We start from the raw sequence: 19,859 nt of genomic DNA, 5'->3' as shown, positions 1-19,859 counted from the left end.
GACCCCGTGGGGGGTCGGCGGTGCAGGTCAGCGGTGCAGGTCGAAGCGGTCGTTCTCCATGACCTGGACCCACGCGGCGACGAAGTCGTCGACGAAGCGCTGGTCGCCGTCGGCGCTGCCGTAGACCTCGGCGATGGCCCGCAGCTGCGGGTGCGAGCCGAGCACGAGCTCGACCGCGGTCGCCTGGCGGCCGTCGTTGCTGTCGTAGACGTTCGCGGTGTCGCGCGAGGTGCTCCAGGTGACTCCCGGCTCGAGGACGGCCGCGAGGACGTCGTTCGTCAGCTGGCCGGGGCGCTGGGTCAGCACGCCGACCGAGGTGTTGCCGTACGTCGCCCCGATGGCGCGCAGGCCGCCGACGAGCGCGACCATCTGCGGCGCCGAGAGGCCGAGGACGTACGCGCGGTCGAGCAGCAGGCCCTCCGGCGCGATCTTCTCCTCGTGGCGCAGGTAGCCGCGGAAGCCGTCGGCGCGGGGCTCGAGGTAGGAGTAGGACTCGACGTCCGTCAGCTCCTGCGTCGCGTCCGTGCGGCCCGGCGTGAACGGCACCGTGACCTCGCGGCCCGCGTCGCGCGCCGCCTTCTCGATGCCGGCGGAGCCGCCGAGCACGATGAGGTCGGCGAGCGAGACGGTGCGACCGCCCCGGCCGTCGAAGTCGGCCTTGACGCGATCGAGGACCTCGAGGACCGAGGCGAGCTCGGCCGGCTCGTTGACCTCCCACGAGCGCGCCGGCTCCAGGGCGATGCGCGCACCGTTGGCGCCGCCGCGCATGTCGGTCTTGCGGAAGGAGGCCGCGGAGGCCCACGCCGTCTTGACCAGCTGCTGCACGGTGAGGCCGGAGGAGAGCAGGGCCTCCTTGAGGTCGGCCACGTCGCCGTCGGTCAGCGGCTCGCCGGACGCGGCGGGCACCGGGTCCTGCCACGGCTGCGCCTCGGGTACCCACGGGCCGAGGAAGCGGTCGACCGGGCCCATGTCGCGGTGGAGCAGCTTGTACCAGGCCTTGGCGAACGCGAGACGGAACTCCTCGAAGTTCTCGTGGAAGCGGCGCGAGATCTTCTCGTACTCCGGGTCGAAGCGCAGCGACAGGTCCGTCGTGAGCATCGTGGGCTTGCGACGGGCCGGCGTGCCGTCGGGGTCGGGGACGGAGGCGTCCGCGTCCTTGGCCTCCCACTGCCACGCGCCGGCCGGGCTCTTGACGAGCTCCCACTCGTAGCCGAAGAGGTTGTCGAAGTAGAGGTTGGTCCACTCGGTCGGCTTCTGGGTCCACGTGACCTCGAGGCCCGAGGTGATGGCGTCGCTGCCCTTGCCGGAGCCGTACTCGCTCTTCCAGCCCAGGCCCATGGCGTGCACGGGGCAGCCGTTGGGCTCGGTGCCGACGAGGTCGGGGTCGCCCGCGCCGTGGGTCTTGCCGAAGGTGTGGCCGCCGGCGATGAGCGCGACGGTCTCCTCGTCGTTCATCGCCATCCGCTTGAACGTCTCGCGGATGTCGCGCGCCGCCTTGACCGGGTCGGGCTCGCCGTTGGGGCCCTCCGGGTTGACGTAGATCAGGCCCATCTGGACCGCGCCGAGCGGGTTGGAGAGCTCGCGCTCACCGCTGTAGCGCTCGTCGCCGAGCCAGGTGTCCTCGGTGCCCCAGTTGACCTCCTCGGGCTCCCAGACGTCGGAGCGGCCGAAGGCGAAGCCGAAGGTCTCGAAGCCCATGTCCTCGAGCGCGACGTTGCCGGCGAGGACGAGCAGGTCGGCCCAGGAGACCGCCTGGCCGTACTTCTGCTTGACCGGCCACAGCAGGCGACGGGCCTTGTCGAGGTTGGCGTTGTCCGGCCAGGAGTTGAGCGGCGCGAAGCGCTGCTGGCCACGGCCGCCACCGCCGCGACCGTCCTCGACCCGGTAGGTGCCGGCGGCGTGCCAGCTCATCCGGATGAAGAGCGGGCCGTAGTGCCCGTAGTCGGCCGGCCACCAGTCCTGCGAGGTGCGCATGACCTGGACGATGTCGGCCTTGAGCGCATCGACGTCGAGGCCGGCGAAGGCCTGCGCGTAGTCGAAGTCGCCGCCGAGCGGGTTGCCCTTGGCGTTGTTGGTGTGCAGGACCGAGAGGTCGAGCAGGTTCGGCCACCAGTCCTGGTTGGTGCGGGGAGCGCCCGCCTTGGGGGTGGGGGCGTCGATCGCCGGGTTCTCGCTCTCGCTGCCCTGCGAGGTCACGCCCTGCTGCTGGTCGGTCACGTCAGTCCATCTCCTGTATCGGTGGGTGGTGCTGGTGCGGGTCGGGTGGTCGGGGGGGTCGGTCGGGTCAGGCGGGCCGGGCCGCGGCGCAGTCGGGGCAGGTGCCCCAGTAGACGACCTCGGCCTCGTCGATCGCGAAGCCGTGGTCGTCGGCGGCGCTGAGGCAGGGGGCCTCCCCCACGGCGCAGTCGACGTCGGCGACGGCGCCGCAGGTGCGGCAGACGACGTGGTGGTGGTTGTCGCCGACGCGGGCCTCGTAGCGGGCGACGGAGCCGGCGGGCTGGAAGGCGCGGACGAGCCGGGCCTGCGTCAGCGCGTGGAGCGAGTCGTAGACGGCCTGGTGCGACACGGCGGGCAGCGGCCCGCGCACGGCCCGCAGGATGCTGCCGGTGTCGGCGTGCGGGTGGGCGTGGACGGCGGCGAGGACCTCGAGCCGCGGCCGGGTGACCCGCAGCCCCGCATCGCGGAGCAGGCCGGGGAGGTCCACGTCGGCTGCCATGCCCGCCACCCTGCCGACTTTTCCTGAACGTGTCAAGACAAGCGCGTTCGGCCCTGGCGAACGCCCGGTGTCCTGCGGGCGACCTGCGCGGCTGCGGGTGCGGTCGCACGCGGACCACCGCAGGTCGCGCGGAGCCGGGACGCGACGGGCCCCGCCGACGCACCCCCCGGAGACGCAGGAACGGGCCGGCATGTCGCCGGCCCGTCCTGGTTCCACTGGTGGAGCTGAGGGGATTCGAACCCCTGACCCCCTCCATGCCATGGAGGTGCGCTACCAACTGCGCTACAGCCCCGAGTGGGTGTTCCCCCGAGGGGGCGTCGTGAAGTTTACAGACGCGGTGCCCCACTCCCAAATCGGCCTCACGGAGGCGAGGTCCCGGGGCGTGACGGGGCCCCCGAGGAGGCGTTCCAGGCCTGCAGCCGCCAGCCCTGACGGCCCTCGACGAGCTCGGCCCAGTGGCAGTTGCCGAGGGACCCGAGCACCCGCCACGCGAGCTCCTGCTCGAGCCCGAGCAGCCACGCGACGGCCGCCCGGCCGGCGGCGCCGTGGGTGGAGACGACGACGCACTCCCCCGCCGCCATCGAGCCGACGAGGGCCTGCAGGCCCTCCCCGACGCGCGTGACGACGTCGGCCATCGACTCGCCGTCGCCGCCGCGCGGGACGTCCTCGCCGCGCAGCACGGCCGCGCGCTCGTCCGGCCAGCGCTCGGTCACCTGGGCGTTGGTCAGCCCCTGCCACGCGCCGGCGTGGATCTCCCGGAAGCGGGCGTCCTCGACGAGCGGGACCCCGCAGGCGCGCGCGACGCTCTCACCGGTGCGCCGGGCGCGCTGGAGGTCGGAGGTGACCACCCGCGAGGGTCGCAGCGACGCGAGGGCGGGACCCACGGCCGCGGCCTGCTGCTCGCCGAGCTCGGAGAGGGGACTGTCGAGCTGCCCCTGCCAGATGCCGGCGGCGTTGTGCGTCGTCTCGCCGTGCCGCAGCACGACGAGCCGACGCGGACCGAGCCCGTCCGGGCTCACCGCCCGCCCTGCTCGGTGCCGACGACACCGAGGTCGAGGGCCGGGCAGTCGCGCCAGAGGCGCTCGAGCTCGTAGAACTCGCGCTCCTCGTCGTGCTGGACGTGGACGACGATGTCGCCGAAGTCGATGAGGACCCAGCGGCCCTCGCGCTGGCCCTCGCGGCGGATCGGCTTGACGCCCCGCTCGCGCAGGACGTCCTCGACCTCGTCGACGATCGAGCCGACCTGCCGCTCGGACTCGGCGGAGACGATGACGAAGACGTCGGTCAGCGCGAGCTGCTCCGAGACGTCGATGCCGGAGATGGTGGTCGCGAGCTTGTCGGAGGCCGCGGTGGCGGCCGCCCTGGCGAGCTCGAGCGAACGGTCGGACGCGGTCACGGTGCTCCTCGGTAGAGGTGGTGCTTGCTGATGTACTGGACGACGCCGTCGGGGACGAGGTACCAGACCGGTTCCCCGGCCCGGACCCGCTCGCGGCAGTCCGTGGAGGAGATGGCCATGGCGGGCACCTCCTGGAGGGTGACGCGCTCCCCCGGCAGCCCCAGCTCGCTGAGGACGTACCCGGGGCGCGTCACGCCGACGAAGTGGGCGAGCTCGAAGAGCTCGTCCGCGTCCTTCCACGACAGGATCTGGGCCAGGGCGTCGGCGCCGGTGATGAAGAACAGCTCGGCGTCGGGTCGTTGGGCCCGCAGGTCGCGCAGGGTGTCGACGGTGTAGGTGGGTCCCTCGCGGTCGACGTCGACGCGGGAGACGGTGAAGCGGGGGTTGGAGGCGGTCGCGACGACCGTCATGAGGTAGCGGTGCTCGGCGGGCGAGACCTCGCGCTCGTCCTTCTGCCACGGCTGGCCGGTCGGGACGAAGACGACCTCGTCGAGCCCCAGCAGGGCCTGGGCCTCGGAGGCGGCGACGAGGTGGCCGTGGTGGACGGGGTCGAACGTGCCGCCCATCACCCCGAGGCGCACCGGCCGGTCGCTCAGTGGTGCCCCGGGTGCTCGGGCCAGTGCGAGTCCTCGTGCGCGCCGGCGTCACCGGTCGCGGTGCGGCTGCCGGCGGGGGTGCCGTCGCCGTACTCGGGACGGGCGTACTTGTTGTGGGTGCCGCGGAAGGACCACGTGACCCCGAGGAGGAACGCGAAGGCCAGGAGCGCGATGATCCCGATCATCCACGGCGGGATGGGCAGCTCGCGGTGGGCTTCCTCGGCGGCGATCAGGAACGTGGTGCTCGACATGGGGCACAGCCTACCGCCCCCGTTGTCCACGGATTTCGTCCACAGGCCTGTGCACGACCGGCCCTCCCCGCACCACCACCTGTGGACGACGGGGCCCGCGGGTGGGACGGGTGACGAATCCGGCCCGGAGCGGTTGCACACGGACCGCTCCGGGGACTAGAACAGTCGCACGCCCCCTCGGCGACGGAGGTCCGGAAGGCCGCACGGCACGACGGACCGAGGTCGTCCCGGGGGTGGGTCGATCGGATAACGGCACGCCGTTCCCGGTCCGGGTCCGCCCGGGTCGGAACATCCGGACCTCTCGGGGGACGGATGCCGCGCGCGACGGCGCGGGTGCTGCGGCCGACGGCCCGGAGTCGAAGACCGTCCCCTCGGGGACGGCGCCACCGTCGCGTGGCACCTCTGTGCGGTTCACCGTGGGGACTGACCGGCTCGAGTCCGACCGGCGGCACGTCCGCCGGCGAAGGGCCCCCGAATCTCATGCTCGGGGGCCCTCCGCCATCCCCGCGGCGGGCACAGGCGGATCACGGCGAGGCACAGCCCCGTCACGGGTGCGGCCTCTACCCTGAGGGGCATGTCGGAGTCCCCCGTGCTCACGGTCGTCGTGCCGATGTACGACGAGCAGGAGGTGCTGCCCCTCTTCGTCGACCGGCTGCGCCCGCTCGCCGAGTCCTGGGGGGTCCCCTACGAGGTGCTCTGCGTCGACGACGGCTCCGGCGACGCGACCCCGGTGCTCCTCCAGCGCCTGCGCCGCGAGTGGCCGCAGCTGCGGGTCGTGCGGCTGCGCGCCAACGCGGGCCACCAGGCCGCGATCTCGGCCGGGCTCGTCCTCGCCCGCGGCGACTACGTCGTGACGATCGACGCCGACCTCCAGGACCCGCCGGAGACCATCGGCGAGATGCTCCGGGTCGCACGCGCCGAGGGCGTCGACGTCGTCTACGGCGTGCGCGAGGACCGCTCGAGCGACACCGCCTTCAAGCGCCTCACCGCCCGGGCCTTCTACCGCTCCATCCGCGCCCTGTCCGACGTCGACGCCCACGTCGACGCCGGCGACTTCCGGCTGATGTCGCGCGCGACCGTCGAGGCCGTCAACGCCCTGCCCGAGGGCAACCGGGTCCTGCGCCTCGTCGTGCCGGCGCTCGGCTTCCCCAGCGCCTCGGTGGGCTACCGGCGCGCGCCGCGGGCGGCCGGCGAGTCGAAGTACCCGCTGGCCAAGATGGTCCGGCTCTCGGTCGACGCCGTCACCGGGTTCTCCATCGCCCCGCTGCGCTTCGCGACGTGGCTCGGCCTGCTCGGCGGCCTCGCCGCGGTCGTCGTCCTCGTCTACGCGCTCGTCGCGATGCTGCTCGGCAACACCCTCCCCGGCTGGACCTCGACGGTCGTCATCGTCTCGGCGGTCGGCGCCGTGCAGCTGCTCGCGGTCGGCATCCTCGGCGAGTACGTGGGCCGGACGTACTCGGCCCTGCAGGCGCGGCCGGCGTACTTCGTCGCGCACGACAGCCTCGAGCAGGAGGTCGCGCACCACGACGAGGAGCGGCCCCTCCCCCGGGCCGCCTCGGGTCAGACCCGGACCTGACCGTCCCCCTCGACGACCCATTTCGTCGAGGTGAGCTCGGGCAGGGCCATCGGGCCGCGGGCGTGGAGCTTCTGGGTCGAGATGCCGATCTCGGCGCCGAAGCCGAACTCGCCGCCGTCGGTGAAGCGGGTGCTCGCGTTGACCATGACCGCGGCGGCGTCGACCTCGGCGGTGAAGCGGCGCGCGGCCCCGCGGTCCTCGGTGACGATGGCCTCGGTGTGGCCCGAGCCGAAGCGGCGGATGTGCGTGAGGGCGGCATCGAGGTCGTCGACGACGCCGACGGACATCTCGAGACCGTGGAACTCGGTCGCGAAGTGCTCGTCGGTGGCGGCGTCGTGGGTGACCCCGGCGGCCTGCGCGCTCGTGGAGGCCCGCTCGTCGGTGTGGAGCACCACGCCCTCGGCGGCGAGGGCGGCCAACGCCTTGGGCAGGAAGGCCTCGGCGACGGCGCGGTGGACGAGCAGCGACTCGGCCGCGTTGCAGACGCTCGGGCGGTGCGTCTTGGCGTTGACCGTGATGGCCAGGGCCTTGTCGAGGTCGGCGGCCGCGTCGACGTAGACGTGGCAGTTGCCGATGCCGGTCTCGATGACGGGCACGGTCGAGCCGGTGACGACGGCCTGGATGAGGTCGGCGCCGCCGCGCGGGATGAGCAGGTCGACGAGCCCGCGGGCCGTCATGAGCGCGGTGACGACGGAGTGGCCGCCGTCGAGGAGCGCGACCGCGTCGGCGGGCAGGCCCTGGCGCTCGAGCGCGGCGCGCAGGACGGCGACGGTGGCCCGGTTGGTCTCGGCGGCGGCGCTGCCCCCGCGCAGGATGACCGCGTTGCCGGACTTCAGCCCGAGGCCGGCGGCGTCGACGGTGACGTTGGGCCGGGCCTCGTAGATCATCCCGACGACACCCATCGGCACGCGGACCTGGCGGATCTGCAGGCCGTTGGCCAGGGTCGAGCCGCGCACGACCTCGCCGACGGGGTCCGGCAGGGCGGCGATGTCGCGCAGCGCCTGGGCGACGGCCGCGACGCGCGGGGGGTCCAGGCGCAGCCGGTCCTGGAGGCTCTCGGCCATCCCGTGCTCGCGCCCGCGGGCGAGGTCGCGCGCGTTGGAGGCGACGACCTCGTCGGTCGCGGCGTCGAGGGCGTCGGCGAGCGCGTGGAGGGCGGCGTCCTTCTCGGCGCGCGAGAGCAGGGCGAGGCGGCGGGAGGCGGTGCGGGCGGCCTCGGCGAGGACCCGGACCTGCTCGACGTCGGCGGCGCTGGGCCCCTGGTCGGCCCCGGTGGCGGTGCGGTCGGACATGCGCCAAGGGTAGGCCCGGCCGCCGACGGGGGTCGCGGCACTTCCGGGGGTCGGGACGGTGACAGGATGGTGGGCGTGACGACGATCCTGTCCATCCAGTCCTCCGTCGCGTACGGCCACGTCGGCAACTCCGCGGCGGTGTTCCCCCTGCAGCGGCTCGGGGTCGAGGTGTGGCCCGTCCACACGGTGCACTTCTCGAACCACACCGGGTACGGCGCCTGGCGCGGCCCGCTCATGCCGCCGGAGGACGTCCGCGAGGTCGTCACCGGCATCGAGGAGCGCGAGGCCCTCGGCGAGGTCGACGCGGTGCTCTCGGGCTACCAGGGCGGCGAGCAGATCGGCGAGGTCATCCTCGACGCGGTCGCCCGCACCAAGGCCGCGAACCCCTCGGCGATCTACGCCTGCGACCCGGTCATGGGCAACGCGAAGTCGGGCTGCTTCGTGCACCCGGCCATCCCGGTCCTGCTGCGCGAGAAGGTCGTCCCGCAGGCCGACCTCATCACCCCGAACCAGTTCGAGCTCGGGTTCCTCACCGACACCGAGCCGGGCGACCTCGACTCCACGCTCGCCTCCGTCGAGGCCGCGCGGGGGATGGGCCCCTCGACGGTGCTCGTCACCTCGGTGCTGCGGCCCGACCGGCCGCAGGACACCATCGAGATGCTCGCCGTGCACGACGACGGCGCGTGGATCGTCCGCACCCCGCACCTGCCGCTCAAGGCCAACGGCTCGGGCGACGTGACGGCGGCGCTGTTCACGGCGCACCTGCTCGAGACCGGCGACGCCGGGGTCGCCCTCGGGCGCACCGTCTCGTCGGTGTTCGACCTGCTGCAGCGCACCCTCGACTCCGGCCGGCGCGAGCTCCAGCTCGTCCAGAGCCAGGAGGAGATCGCGCACCCGCGGATGCAGTTCGAGGTCGAGCGCATCGGCTGACGCGTCCCGCGTCGCGGCCGCGCGACGCATCCGGACATCATGCGTATCGGGTGACCCGATACCGGTGCGCCTCACCCGGGAACGGTTCCGGGGTGAGGCGCGGGCGTATCGGGTGACCCGATACGCGTGTGACGTGGGAGGTCAGACGTGGGAGGTCAGAGGACGACGAGGTCGTCGCGGTGGACGACCTCGCGCTCGTACCCCGGCCCGAGCTCGCGGGCCAGGTCGCGCGTCGAGCGGCCGAGCAGGCGCGGCAGCTCCGTCGAGGCGTAGGTGACCAGCCCCCGGGCGATGACCCGGCCGTCGGTCGCGCAGACGTCGACGGGGTCGCCCGCGGCGAAGGAGCCGACGACATCCGTGATGCCGGCCGGCAGCAGCGACGTGCGCCGCTCGGTCACCGCCGTGACGGCGCCGTCGTCGATGACCAGGCGCCCCTTGGCCGAGGTGGCGTGGGCCAGCCAGCGCTTGCGCGAGGCGCGGGTCGCGGCGGCCGGCGCGAAGACGGTGCCCACGTCGGCGCCCGAGAGCGCGGACGAGACGTCAACGAGACGGGTCAGGAGGGTCGGGATGCCCGCCGCGCCGGCGATGCCCGCGGCCTCGACCTTGGTCACCATCCCGCCGCTGCCGACGGCCGAGCCGGTGCCGCCGATGGTCACGGCCTCGAGGTCGGCGTCGGTCGCGACGAGCGGGACGCGCCGCGAGCCGCCCTTCGAGGGCGGGCCGTCGTAGAGGCTGTCGACGTCGGTGAGCAGCACGAGCCCGTCGGCGCCCACGAGGTCGGCGACGACCGCGGCCAGGCGGTCGTTGTCGCCGAAGCGGATCTCCTGGGTCGCGACCGTGTCGTTCTCGTTGACGATCGGGACGATACCGAGCTCGAGCAGCCGCTCGAGGGTGCGCCGGGCGTTGGTGTAGTGGCTGCGCCGGGTCGTGTCGTCGGCGGTGAGCAGGACCTGCCCCACCGTCAGGCCGTGCCGCGAGAACGCCGCCTGGTAGGCCGCGACGAGCGCGCCCTGGCCGACCGACGCGGCGGCCTGCTGGGTCGCGAGGTCCGAGGGACGCCGGTCGAGCCCCAGCGGCCCGATGCCGGCGGCGATGGCGCCCGACGACACGAGCACCACCTGGTGCCCGGCCGCCCGCCGCCCGGCGAGTACGTCGACGAGGGCCCCGAGCGCGTCGAGGTCGAGGCGGCCGCCGTCGGCGCTCGTCAGGGACGACGAGCCGACCTTGACGACCAGCCGGCGGCCCGCCCCCACGGCACGACGCAGGGCGGCGGCAGCGGTGGCGGGCACGGGCGTCAGTCCTCCTCGCGCGCGGTCGCCCAGTGGCCGGCGCGGCGCTCGGCCGCGAGCTCGTCGCGGGCGGCGGTCTGCGCGTCCTTGCGGCCGTGGAACTCGTCGCGCTTCTCGGAGCGGCTCTTGCGGCCGGAGTCCTCGAAGCGCACGTCGGTGCCGCGGGGGCCGGCCAGCAGCTCGGCGCCGCTCGCCATCGTCGGCTCCCAGTCGAAGACGACGGAGTCGTCGACCGCGCCGATGAGGACGGTCGAGCCGGACACGGCGCCGGCCTTGAGCAACGCCTCCTCGACGCCGAGGCGGCTGAGCCGGTCGGCGAGGTAGCCGACGGCCTCGTCGTTGGAGAAGTCGGTCTGGTGCACCCAGCGCGTCGGCCGCTCGCCGAGGACGCGGAAGACCTCGCCCTCGGGCGTCTCCTCGCGGCGCACGTGGAACCCGCTGTCGTCGACGGCGGTCGGCCGGATGACGACGCGCGGGCGCTCGACGACCGCCGCCTCGATCTCGGCGCGGGCCTGCGCGACGTGGCGGGCCAGGGCGAAGGTCAGCTCCTTGAGCCCGGTGTGGGCGACGGCCGAGACGATGAAGACCTCGAGCCCCCGCTCCTCGAGCATCGGCTTGACCATCTCGGCGAGGTCGCGGGCCTCGGGCACGTCGGCCTTGTTGAGGACGATGATGCGGGTGCGCTCGGACAGGGGGCGCCCGCCGAGGCTGTCGTCCGCGACGTACGCGGCGAGCTCGGCCTCGATGACGTCGAGGTCGGTCATCGGGTCGCGGTTGGGCTCGAGGGTGGCGCAGTCGACGACGTGGACGAGCACCGAGCAGCGCTCGACGTGGCGCAGGAACTCCAGGCCGAGGCCCTTGCCCTCGCTCGCGCCGGGGATGAGCCCGGGCACGTCGGCGATCGTGTAGCGCGCCGAACCGGCCGTCACGACACCGAGGTTCGGCACGAGCGTCGTGAACGGGTAGTCGGCGATCTTCGGCCGTGCGGCCGAGACGACGGAGACGAGCGAGGACTTGCCGGCGCTCGGGAAGCCGATGAGGGCGACGTCGGCGAGCGACTTCAGCTCGAGCACGACGTCGAGGGAATCGCCCGGCTCGCCGAGCAGCGCGAACCCCGGGGCCTTGCGGCGGGCGCTGGCCAGCGCCTTGTTGCCCAGGCCCCCGCGGCCGCCGCGGGCCACGACGTAGGTCGCGTCGAACCCGACGAGGTCGGCGAGCACCTGCCCGTCGGCGGTCTTGACGACCGTGCCCTCGGGGACGTTGAGCACGAGGTCGCCGCCGTCGGCGCCGTTGCGCTCGTCACCGGCGCCCGGCTTGCCGTTGTCGGCGCGCCGGTGCGGGGTGTGGTGGTAGTCGAGGAGCGTGGTGGCCTGCGGGTCGACCGCGATGACCACGGACCCGCCCCGGCCGCCGTTGCCGCCGTCGGGACCGCCGAGCGGCTTGAACTTCTCGCGCTTGACGGATGCCACCCCGTGCCCGCCGTTGCCGGCGGAGACGTGGAGGACGACGCGGTCGACGAAGGTCGCCATCGCGGTGGGGCTCCTGACTGTGGGATGCGATGAGGGGCGGGCCGATCGCGGCCCGCCCCTCACGGTGGTGCGTGGTGCCGGGCTCGTGGCCCGACGAGGCGTCACACCGCGACGGTCTCCACCGGCGTGATGTTGACGGTCTTGCGGCCGCGCTTGGTGCCGAAGGTCACCGCGCCCGGGACGAGGGCGAACAGCGTGTCGTCGCCGCCACGGCCGACGCCGTCACCGGGGTGGAAGTGCGTGCCGCGCTGGCGGACGATGATCTCGCCGGCCTTGACGACCTGGCCGCCGTAGCGCTTGACGCCCAGGTACTGGGGGTTGGAGTCACGACCGTTGCGGGTCGAGGACGCACCCTTCTTGTGTGCCATGTCTGTGGTTCCTGTCCGTGAGGTCCGAGCGTGGTGCTCAGGCGTCGATCGCGGTGATCTTGACCTGGGTGAGCGGCTGGCGGTGGCCCTGGCGCTTCCGGTAGCCGGTCTTGTTCTTGTACTTGAGGATGACGATCTTCGGACCCTTGGCGGCCTTGACCACCTCGGCCGTCACGGTGACCTTGGCGAGCTTCGCGGCGTCGCTCGTGACGGTCCCACCGTCGACGAGGAGCAGCGGCTGCAGCTGGATCTTGTCGCCGGCGACGCCGGTCTGCTTGTCGATGAGCAGGGTGTCGCCGACGGAGACCTTCTCCTGGCGACCACCTGCGCGCACAATCGCGTACACGGTTACGTACTCACTTCCTGTTCGGGCGCGCTCGCTGTCTGACCGGCCGGTAGCGACCCCGTGGACGACACGGGACACCGACGCGGTGGGCGCACCGACTCACCAGACTACCGGCGCGACGGGCGGGCCTCCAAATCCTTCAGGCCCGCCCGTGGCGTGCTGGTCGTGCTCGGTCAGGCGTCGCCGTCGGCGGGCGCGTCGGCCGCGCCGGGCGGCGGGCCCGCCGGGGCGACGACGCGGCCGCGCTTGCGGCGGGCTCGCGGGGCCGGGGCGGCCTCGGCGGCCGGCTGGGTCGCCTCGACGACCGGGGCCGGGGCCTGCACGGGAGCGGGCTCGACGACGGGCTCGGGCGCCGGCTCGACGACGGGGGCGGGCTCGACCGCCGGCTCCTCGGTGACGGGGGCCGTCACCGCGGCGGCGATCTCCGCCGCGACGTCGGCCGGGTCGGTGTGCTTGAGCGCGGCGGCGTGCGCGGCCGCGGCGATCTGGGCCGCGGTCGGGCCGCCGAGCGGGCGGGCCGGCTCGGGGGCGGGCGCCTCCTTGGCCGGCGGCGGCGTGGAGCCGCCGCCCGAGGGCGCACCGCCACCGGTGGCACCGGAGCCGCCGCGACGACCGCTGCGCCCCGAGGAGCGACCGGAGTCGCCGCTCGAGCCGTGGCCGCCGCCCTGCTGGCCGCCGGAGCGGTCGATGGGCTCGGTGTGCACGACGATGCCGCGGCCGCTGCAGTGCTCGCACTGCTCGGAGAAGACCTCGATGAGGCCCGAGCCGACGCGCTTGCGGGTCATCTGCACCAGGCCGAGCGAGGTGACCTCGGCGACCTGGTGCTTCGTGCGGTCGCGGCCGAGGCACTCGAGGAGCCGTCGGACGACGAGGTCGCGGTTGGACTCCAGGACCATGTCGATGAAGTCGATGACGATGATGCCGCCGATGTCGCGCAGCCGCAGCTGGCGGACGATCTCCTCGGCGGCCTCGAGGTTGTTCTTCGTCACCGTCTCCTCGAGGTTGCCCCCGGAGCCGACGAACTTGCCGGTGTTGACGTCGACGACGGTCATCGCCTCGGTGCGGTCGATGACGAGCGAGCCGCCCGAGGGCAGCCAGACCTTGCGGTCCATCGCCTTGGCGATCTGCTCGTCGATGCGGTGGGCCGCGAAGACGTCGTCGTCGGAGGTCCACCGGCTGACGCGCTGCGCGAGGTCGGGCGCGACGTCCTCGACGTACTCGCTGACCTCGCCCCACGCCTTCTCGCCGGAGACGACGAGCGAGGCGAAGTCCTCGGTGAAGACGTCGCGGATGACGCGGATGGTGAGGTCGGGCTCGCCGTGCAGCAGCGCGGGCGCTCCCCCGCTGCCGGACTTCTTCGCCTTGGCCGAGGCGGCCTTCTTCTCGATGCGCTCCCACTGCTTCATGAGGCGCTCGACGTCGGCCTTGAGGTCGGCCTCGGAGGCGCCCTCGGCGGCGGTGCGGACGATGACGCCGGCGCCGTCCGGGACGACCTCCTTGAGGATCGCCTTGAGGCGGGCCCGCTCGGTGTCGGGGAGCTTGCGCGAGATGCCGGTCATCGAGCCCTCGGGCACGTAGACGACGTAGCGACCGGGCAGGCTGATCTGCGAGGTGAGGCGGGCGCCCTTGTGGCCGATGGGGTCCTTGGTCACCTGGACGAGGACGGTGTCGCCAGACTTCAGCGCGTTCTCGATCCGCTTGGCCTGGTTGACCTCGAGGCCGGCGGCGTCCCAGTTGACCTCGCCGGCGTAGAGCACGGCGTTGCGGCCCTTGCCGATGTCGACGAAGGCGGCCTCCATCGAGGGCAGGACGTTCTGGACGCGGCCGAGGTAGACGTTGCCGGCCATCGACGCGGTCGTCTCGCGCGAGACGTAGTGCTCGACGAGGACGCCGTCCTCGAGGACGCCGATCTGCGTGCGGCCCTCGCGGCCGCGCACGACCATCGTGCGCTCGACGCTCTCGCGGCGGGCGAGGAACTCGGCCTCGGTGATGATCGTGCGGCGTCGGCCGGCCTCGCGGCCCTCGCGGCGGCGCTGCTTCTTGGCCTCCAGGCGCGTGGAGCCCTTGACGGCCGTCGGCTCGTCGCGCTCGGCCCGCGGCTCGCGGACCCGGGTGACGGTGCCGGGCGGGTCGTCGCCCTCGCCGCCCGCTCCCCCGCGGCGACGACGACGGCGGCGACGGCTCGACGAGGAGTCGCCCTCGCCCTCGGCGTCGGTGTCGTCGGCGGCGGCCTGACGGCCCCCACGGCCACCGCGGGCCGGGGCCTCGTCCTCGGCGGCCGGGGTGTCGCCGTCCTGGTCGGCGGCGGGTGCCTGCTCGTCCTCGCCCTTGCCGCGGGCACGGCGGCCACGGCCACCGCGGCGGCGACGGCCGCGGGAGCCGCCCTCGCCGTCGTCGGCCGCGTCGGGGCCCTCGGACGGGGCGGAGCGCTCGGTGGGCGCGGCCTCGGGGGTCGCCTCGGCGGCGGGCGCGCTCTCGGCCGGCTGCTCCACCGGGGTGGAGTCGACGGGCTTCTCGGCCGGGGCCTGGGCCGGCGCAGTGGCGCGACGGCGGCGCGGGGCAACGGTGACCTCGGGCGCCTGGAAGACCAGGCCGAAAGCGGGGCCGGCGGGCGCGGCGTCCTCGGCGGCCGGCTCCGGGGTCTCCTCCTCGGTAAGGGGGTCCGCCTCGACGAGGGGCTCCTCGGCGAGCGGCACGAGCTCGGGCAGCGGCTCGGCCACCGGCTCGACGACGAGGTCGAGGGTCTCGGCGGCGGCGGCCTTCTTCGAGGTCCGCTTGCGGGCGGCGGCCTTGCGCTTGGGCTTCGCGGGCGCGGGCTCGGCGTCGTCGGCCGGAGCGGCGGCGGCGTCGGGCGCGGCCTCGGCGGGCGCGGCCTCGGCGGGCGCGGTCTCCTCGAGCGCGGCCAGCGCCGGGGCGGCGGCCTTCTTCGTGGCCCGCTTGCGCGCCGCGCGCTTCTTCGGGGCCGGCGCCTCGGTGGCGGGCACCGCGTCGGGCGTGGTCGCGTCGGTGGTGGTCGGGTCGTTCTCGGAAGCCATGACGGCCCCTTTCGTCACCCGCGGGCCGGCGACCACACCGGGGACGCCCTCGGGCGGCTCCTCGCCGACCGTGCGGTGCACGATCGGATCGTCCGGGCCGAGTGGCCCGTCCGGAAGTCAGCTGCTGCCTCGGTCGGCTCGCGCGGGGGGCGCGTCACCTCTCGGGGCCGACGGCCTCCCGGTCGGCGGCCAACGGGTCGGCCACCCCGGCACGGTCCTCGCGGAGCGGGCCCTGCGCCAGCCGGGTCACCAGTGGTGCGACCGGTGGTGCGAACCCCGTCACCGCGTGGAGTGCGGTCAGGATGTCATCGGGGCGTACGGACGGTGTGGTGTGCCGTACGACCATCCGCAGTATCGCACACCCCTCTTCGTCGGACCCGGCGACATGCAGGTCCAGGACGGCCTCGCGGGTGTCGAACGTGCGCGGGCCGGACTTGAACGTGCGGGTCGTCTCGGCCCGCTCGGCCGCGAGGTAGGCGGCCACGACGGGCTCCAGATCGTCCGGCGTGGCGCCCCGCAGGCGCAGGTCCCACTCGCTCGCCTCGAGCCGGTCGGCGAGCGCGCCGGGGCCGGCCTCGACGACCTCGACGACGTCGAGGTCGACCGGCAGGGCCTCGTCGAGCGCCGCCCGGACGGCCTCGGGGTCGACGCGCTCGGTGACCCGGATCTCGAAGTACTCGGCCTCGCTCGCGGTGCCGGTCGGGGCCGCGTTGGCGTAGGAGATGAGCGGGTGGGGGTGGAAGCCGGCCGAGAAGGCCATCGGCACCCCGGCGCGCCGCAGCGCCCGCTCGAGCGCGCGCGAGAAGTCACGGGTCGAGGAGAAGCGCAGCCGCCCGCGCTTGGCGTAGCGGATGCGGAGCTTCTGGACCGCCGGGGGCGGCGGGGGTCCCTCGGGGGTGCGCTGGCGGGCCATGGTGCACCAGCGTAGGAGGACCGGCCCGTCCCACCGCACCGACCCCGGGCGGCGACCCGCTCGGCCCGACGAGGCCGTGGATCGAGGAGGCTCGGCGGGTTCCACATCACGGATCGAGCGGTGAACGGGCCTTCTCGCCGCGCCATCCGCAGCACTACGCTGCCTGCATGCCGAGCACCGACCGCGCCCGACTGGCCCAGCTCCTCGCCGCCGAGCAGGAGCAGTACACCGCCGACCACCCGCGCAGCCGCGCGCTGTTCGAGGCCGGGGGCAACCTCTTCGGCCGGGTGCCCATGACGTGGATGAACAAGTGGAGCGGCGGCTTCCCGCTCTACCTCGACCACGCCCGGGGCAACCGCATCACCGACGTCGACGACCACACGTACGTCGACTTCGCCCTCGGCGACACCGGGGCGATGGCCGGCCACTCCCCCGCCCCGACCGCCGCGGCCGTCGCCCGCCGGATGGGCGAGCTCGGCGGCATCACGACGATGCTCCCGAGCGAGGACGCCCAATGGGTCGGCGAGGAGCTGACCCGCCGGTTCACGATGCCGCTGTGGAGCTTCACGCTCTCGGCGACCGACGCCAACCGCTGGGCCGTGCGCCTGGCCCGCCTCGCGACCGGCCGCTCCAAGATCCTCGTCTTCGGCTACTGCTACCACGGCTCGGTCGACGAGACCTTCGCGATCCCCGGTCCCGACGGCAGCACCGTCTCGCGGCCCGGCAACGTCGCTCCCCCCGTGCCGCTCGACCTCACGACCCGGGCCGCGACGTGGAACGACCTCGCCTCCGTCGAGCGCGAGCTGGCCCACGGCGACGTCGCGGCGATCCTCACCGAGCCGGCGCTGACCAACATCGGCATCGTCCTGCCCGAGCCGGGCTTCCTCGAGGGCCTGCGCGAGCTGGCCACCCGGTACGGCGCCCTGCTGATGATCGACGAGACGCACACGTTCTCGGCCGGCTGGGGCGGCGCCACCCGCGCCTGGGACCTGCAGCCCGACATCTTCGTCATCGGCAAGTCGATCGGCGGCGGCATCCCCTGCGGCGCCTACGGCATCACCGAGGAGGTCGCGCGCGCCGTGACCCGCCACACCGACGCGGGCGAGGCCGACATCATCGACGTGGGCGGGGTCGGCGGCACGCTGGCCGGCAACGCGCTCTCGACCGCGGCGATGCGCGCGACGCTCGCCGAGGTCCTCACCGAGGACGCGTTCGCGCACATGACCGGGCTCGCGACGGCCTTCACCGAGGGCGTGCAGTCGACGCTCGACGAGTACGACGTGCCGTGGTCGGTCAGCCGGCTGGGCGCGCGCTCCGAGTACCGGTTCGCCCGTCCCGCACCGCGGTCCGGAGAGGAGGCCGCCGCCGCGCACGACGACGACATCGACGCGTACATGCACCTGGCGATGGTCAACCGGGGCATCCTCATGACGCCGTTCCACAACATGGCCCTCATGTGCCCGGACACGACCCGCGAGGACGTCGACCTGCACACCCGGACCTTCCGCGAGGTCGTCGGCGCGCTCTACGGCTGAGCGGCCGCGCACGGGCGAGGGCCCGGCCACCGTCCGGTGGCCGGGCCCTGCTGTGCTCCCGGGGACAGGCCGGGGGTTTCAGTGCCGCCGCGAGGCGGTGGTGAGGTAGCGCGCCGTCGGCGTGCCGACCCCGGTGACGTCGTCCCAGCCGCGACCGGTGGTCAGGCTGGAGTCGTCGTCGAAGGTGCGCACGCTGGAGACGAGCCCGTCGTCGGCGTTGAGGCCGTTGACGTAGTCGACGCGGACGTTGCCGCGGTCACCCTCGGGGCGCACGTCGTGGAAGACGCCGGCCGTGCGGGCGAGGCGGTAGAGCGACGGGTTGGCGAAGCCGATGCGCCCACGGGTCTGCTGCACGTCGGCCTGGAGGCCGGCCATGAGCGGCGACGCGAGGCTGGTGCCGCCGATCCGGTACTCGCCGTAGCGGACTCCCTGACCGAAGCGAGTCGGGCCGTCGAAGACCTGGGTCTCGCCGACGAGCATGCCCGTCGTCGGGTCGGCGTCCATCGCGACGTCGGGGACCCCGCGCATCGCGCACCCGGTGCTCGTGTGCTGCTGGTAGAAGGGCTTGGTGAAGCGGTCGCTGCACCCGCCGCCGGCTCCGTAGAGGTAGCCGACCGGCCCCCACGCACCCTGGTCGAGCGTGTACTTGTCGGTGCCCCAGCCGGTCTCGAACTGACGGCGACCGTCCTTACCGATGGCGAGCGCGGTGCCGCCGACGGCGGTGACGTACGGGTCGGCTGCGGGCCAGTCGGGCGACACGACACCGGTGTTCGCGCCCTCGTCGCCGTCGTCACCGGAGGAGAAGTAGGTGCCGATGCCCTGGACGGCGCCCTGGAGGATCACCGACTCGTAGGCCTGGACGAGCGCGTCGTCGATGGTCGGCGTCTTGACGCCGTCGACGACGACGTACGTCGGCTCGCCCCACGAGTTGGAGATGACCGAGGCCTTGTTGTCGTGCACCACGCGGGCGATCGAGTTCAGCAGGTCGTCGTCGTAGCAGCTGGCCGCGCCGTAGTAGGCGACCTTCGCGTCGGGGGCCATCCCGTGGACGGCCTCGACGTCGAGCGTCTCCTCACCGAACCAGCCGTTGCCGCCGCACTCCTCGACCTTCGTGGGGTCGTAGGTCGTGTCGTTGGCCTGGGTGAACTGGCCGCGCCGGAAGGCCTTGTCCCCGTGGCGCGTCGCGTAGGTGTTCGCGTCCTCCTCGATGGTGGGGGCGGCGAAGGCGTCGGTGATGGCGACCGTCTCGCCCTTGCCGGTGCGGTGGGTCGCGGTGACGCCGTACGCGGAGCGGAGCTGCTTGGGGGTGTACCCGCAGACCGAGTAGGGCAGGTGCTTGCCCTCGAACGCCGGGTCCGCGCGGTCGACCTTCTGGCCGTAGTACGCGCCGCACGTCGTCGAGTTGACGAAGCCGGCCGGCGGTCCGAGGTCGCTCGGCGAGGCCGTCGAGGTGGACGTGGTGCCCCGACCGCCCTCCTGCGCGGGCCGGGTCCGGTGCGTGACCGTGTCGAGGCCGGTGACGGCGAGGACCTGCCCGCCGAGGGCGTCGGGCACGGTCACCGTGCTCGTCGGCGCGGTGCCGGTGGCCCCGTCGAGGGTGAAGGTCCGCAGGTTCGCGGTGAACGCCGACGAGACCGCCTCGCGGCTGCCGGACAGCTGGACGAAGTGGTTGTCGGTGCCGACGGCGTCGACGTGCAGGCCGGCGCCGCGGGCCCAGCCGCCGACCGCCGAGACCGTCGCCGAGGTGGGCGCGAAGCGGGCGGCGTACTGCGCCGTGCCGAGGTAGTGCCCGTACTGCGCCGACGTCGGGTCGGACACCGTCGCCGCGAGCCGCTCCAGCGCCGCTCGGTCGCGCGGGGCGAGCCACACCTTGACGCGGGTCGTCGGGCCGGCCGTCGCCGCGGCGGACCGCTGCGCCTGCGCCCGAGCGGTCCACGCCGGGGCCGGGCTCACCGCGTGCCGGCCGGTGCCGTGGGGGGCTGCGGCGGCCGCACCGGCGCCGACGGCTCCGGCTCCGGTCGCGGCGAGGACGGCGGCGCCGATGAGCGCCACCGTCCCACGAGTGGTTCCTGTCACGGGGTACCTCC

The 19,859-nt window shown here is 74.1% G+C and carries 17 protein-coding genes and 1 tRNA gene; 3 read left to right on the top strand and 15 right to left on the bottom strand.

What is annotated here, in order from left to right:
• Nucleotides 1-27 precede the first annotated feature (27 nt).
• The 7 genes from katG to HL663_RS10570 form a co-directional block, all read right to left on the bottom strand.
• Complete coding sequence (katG, locus tag HL663_RS10600; RefSeq protein ID WP_173028349.1) at nucleotides 28-2,217, bottom strand: catalase/peroxidase HPI; 2,190 nt, start codon at nucleotides 2,215-2,217, stop codon at nucleotides 28-30.
• A gap of 67 nt (nucleotides 2,218-2,284) precedes the next feature.
• On the bottom strand, nucleotides 2,285-2,716 hold the full coding sequence (locus HL663_RS10595; protein WP_173028348.1) for a Fur family transcriptional regulator: 432 nt from the start codon (nucleotides 2,714-2,716) through the stop codon (nucleotides 2,285-2,287).
• Between the two features lie 216 nt (nucleotides 2,717-2,932).
• Nucleotides 2,933-3,008, bottom strand: a tRNA-Ala gene (locus tag HL663_RS10590).
• 67 nt (nucleotides 3,009-3,075) lie between these two features.
• Nucleotides 3,076-3,735, bottom strand: a complete 660-nt coding sequence (locus HL663_RS10585; RefSeq protein WP_173028347.1) for a histidine phosphatase family protein — start codon at nucleotides 3,733-3,735, stop codon at nucleotides 3,076-3,078.
• The gene (rsfS, locus tag HL663_RS10580; RefSeq protein WP_173028346.1) at nucleotides 3,732-4,112 is read right to left on the bottom strand and encodes a ribosome silencing factor; all 381 of its coding nucleotides are present in this window, start codon (nucleotides 4,110-4,112) and stop codon (nucleotides 3,732-3,734) included. Before rsfS ends, HL663_RS10585 begins: the two co-directional genes overlap by 4 nt.
• Nucleotides 4,109-4,678 carry a nicotinate-nucleotide adenylyltransferase gene (gene nadD / locus HL663_RS10575; protein WP_286175551.1) on the bottom strand — a complete coding sequence of 190 codons (570 nt, stop codon included), beginning with the start codon at nucleotides 4,676-4,678 and terminating at the stop codon, nucleotides 4,109-4,111. The genes rsfS and nadD overlap by 4 nt, the downstream gene beginning before the upstream one ends.
• Nucleotides 4,679-4,704: 26 nt before the next feature.
• Nucleotides 4,705-4,959 carry a hypothetical protein gene (locus HL663_RS10570; RefSeq protein ID WP_173026455.1) on the bottom strand — a complete coding sequence of 85 codons (255 nt, stop codon included), beginning with the start codon at nucleotides 4,957-4,959 and terminating at the stop codon, nucleotides 4,705-4,707.
• 574 nt (nucleotides 4,960-5,533) lie between these two features.
• Between HL663_RS10570 and HL663_RS10565 the strand changes: the two genes are divergently transcribed.
• Nucleotides 5,534-6,535: a glycosyltransferase family 2 protein gene (locus HL663_RS10565; protein ID WP_173028344.1), complete on the top strand. Its 1,002-nt coding sequence runs from the start codon at nucleotides 5,534-5,536 to the stop codon at nucleotides 6,533-6,535.
• Here the strand turns inward: HL663_RS10565 and HL663_RS10560 are convergent.
• A complete protein-coding gene (locus HL663_RS10560) occupies nucleotides 6,520-7,827 on the bottom strand; it encodes a glutamate-5-semialdehyde dehydrogenase (protein WP_173028343.1) in 1,308 nt (435 codons plus the stop codon). The two genes, HL663_RS10565 and HL663_RS10560, sit on opposite strands and share 16 nt — an antisense overlap.
• Before the next feature lie 75 nt (nucleotides 7,828-7,902).
• Here HL663_RS10560 and pdxY point away from each other — a divergent pair, with 75 nt between their 5' ends.
• Entirely contained in the window at nucleotides 7,903-8,757 is an 855-nt protein-coding gene (gene pdxY / locus HL663_RS10555) for a pyridoxal kinase PdxY (RefSeq protein WP_286175550.1), read from the top strand.
• A 155-nt stretch (nucleotides 8,758-8,912) separates the two neighbouring features.
• Here pdxY and proB read toward each other — a convergent pair whose 3' ends face one another.
• The 6 genes from proB to HL663_RS10525 all read right to left on the bottom strand — a co-directional run bounded on the left by proB (nucleotide 8,913) and on the right by HL663_RS10525 (nucleotide 16,237).
• Nucleotides 8,913-10,046: a glutamate 5-kinase gene (gene proB / locus HL663_RS10550; RefSeq protein WP_173028341.1), complete on the bottom strand. Its 1,134-nt coding sequence runs from the start codon at nucleotides 10,044-10,046 to the stop codon at nucleotides 8,913-8,915.
• Between the two features lie 5 nt (nucleotides 10,047-10,051).
• Complete coding sequence (obgE, locus tag HL663_RS10545) at nucleotides 10,052-11,575, bottom strand: GTPase ObgE (RefSeq protein WP_173028340.1); 1,524 nt, start codon at nucleotides 11,573-11,575, stop codon at nucleotides 10,052-10,054.
• A 101-nt stretch (nucleotides 11,576-11,676) separates the two neighbouring features.
• Nucleotides 11,677-11,943 carry a 50S ribosomal protein L27 gene (rpmA, locus tag HL663_RS10540; RefSeq protein WP_030528061.1) on the bottom strand — a complete coding sequence of 89 codons (267 nt, stop codon included), beginning with the start codon at nucleotides 11,941-11,943 and terminating at the stop codon, nucleotides 11,677-11,679.
• Between the two features lie 37 nt (nucleotides 11,944-11,980).
• Complete coding sequence (rplU, locus tag HL663_RS10535; RefSeq protein ID WP_173028339.1) at nucleotides 11,981-12,289, bottom strand: 50S ribosomal protein L21; 309 nt, start codon at nucleotides 12,287-12,289, stop codon at nucleotides 11,981-11,983.
• 173 nt (nucleotides 12,290-12,462) lie between these two features.
• On the bottom strand, nucleotides 12,463-15,324 hold the full coding sequence (locus HL663_RS10530; protein ID WP_286176055.1) for an Rne/Rng family ribonuclease: 2,862 nt from the start codon (nucleotides 15,322-15,324) through the stop codon (nucleotides 12,463-12,465).
• Nucleotides 15,325-15,478: 154 nt separating this feature from the next.
• The gene (locus HL663_RS10525; protein WP_173028338.1) at nucleotides 15,479-16,237 is read right to left on the bottom strand and encodes a TIGR03936 family radical SAM-associated protein; all 759 of its coding nucleotides are present in this window, start codon (nucleotides 16,235-16,237) and stop codon (nucleotides 15,479-15,481) included.
• A gap of 167 nt (nucleotides 16,238-16,404) precedes the next feature.
• Here HL663_RS10525 and HL663_RS10520 point away from each other — a divergent pair, with 167 nt between their 5' ends.
• Nucleotides 16,405-17,772 (top strand): transaminase, encoded by a 1,368-nt coding sequence (locus tag HL663_RS10520; RefSeq protein ID WP_173028337.1) that lies wholly within the window; start codon nucleotides 16,405-16,407, stop codon nucleotides 17,770-17,772.
• 78 nt (nucleotides 17,773-17,850) lie between these two features.
• On the opposite strand, the gene HL663_RS10515 is transcribed toward HL663_RS10520, so the two are convergent.
• A complete protein-coding gene (locus HL663_RS10515) occupies nucleotides 17,851-19,848 on the bottom strand; it encodes a S53 family peptidase (protein WP_216842544.1) in 1,998 nt (665 codons plus the stop codon).
• Between the last annotated feature and the right edge of the window lie 11 nt (nucleotides 19,849-19,859).

Source organism: Arthrobacter sp. NEB 688, assembly GCF_013201035.1.
Classification (GTDB): domain Bacteria; phylum Actinomycetota; class Actinomycetes; order Actinomycetales; family Dermatophilaceae; genus Phycicoccus.
This window is presented reverse-complemented; position numbering and strand designations above follow the sequence as displayed.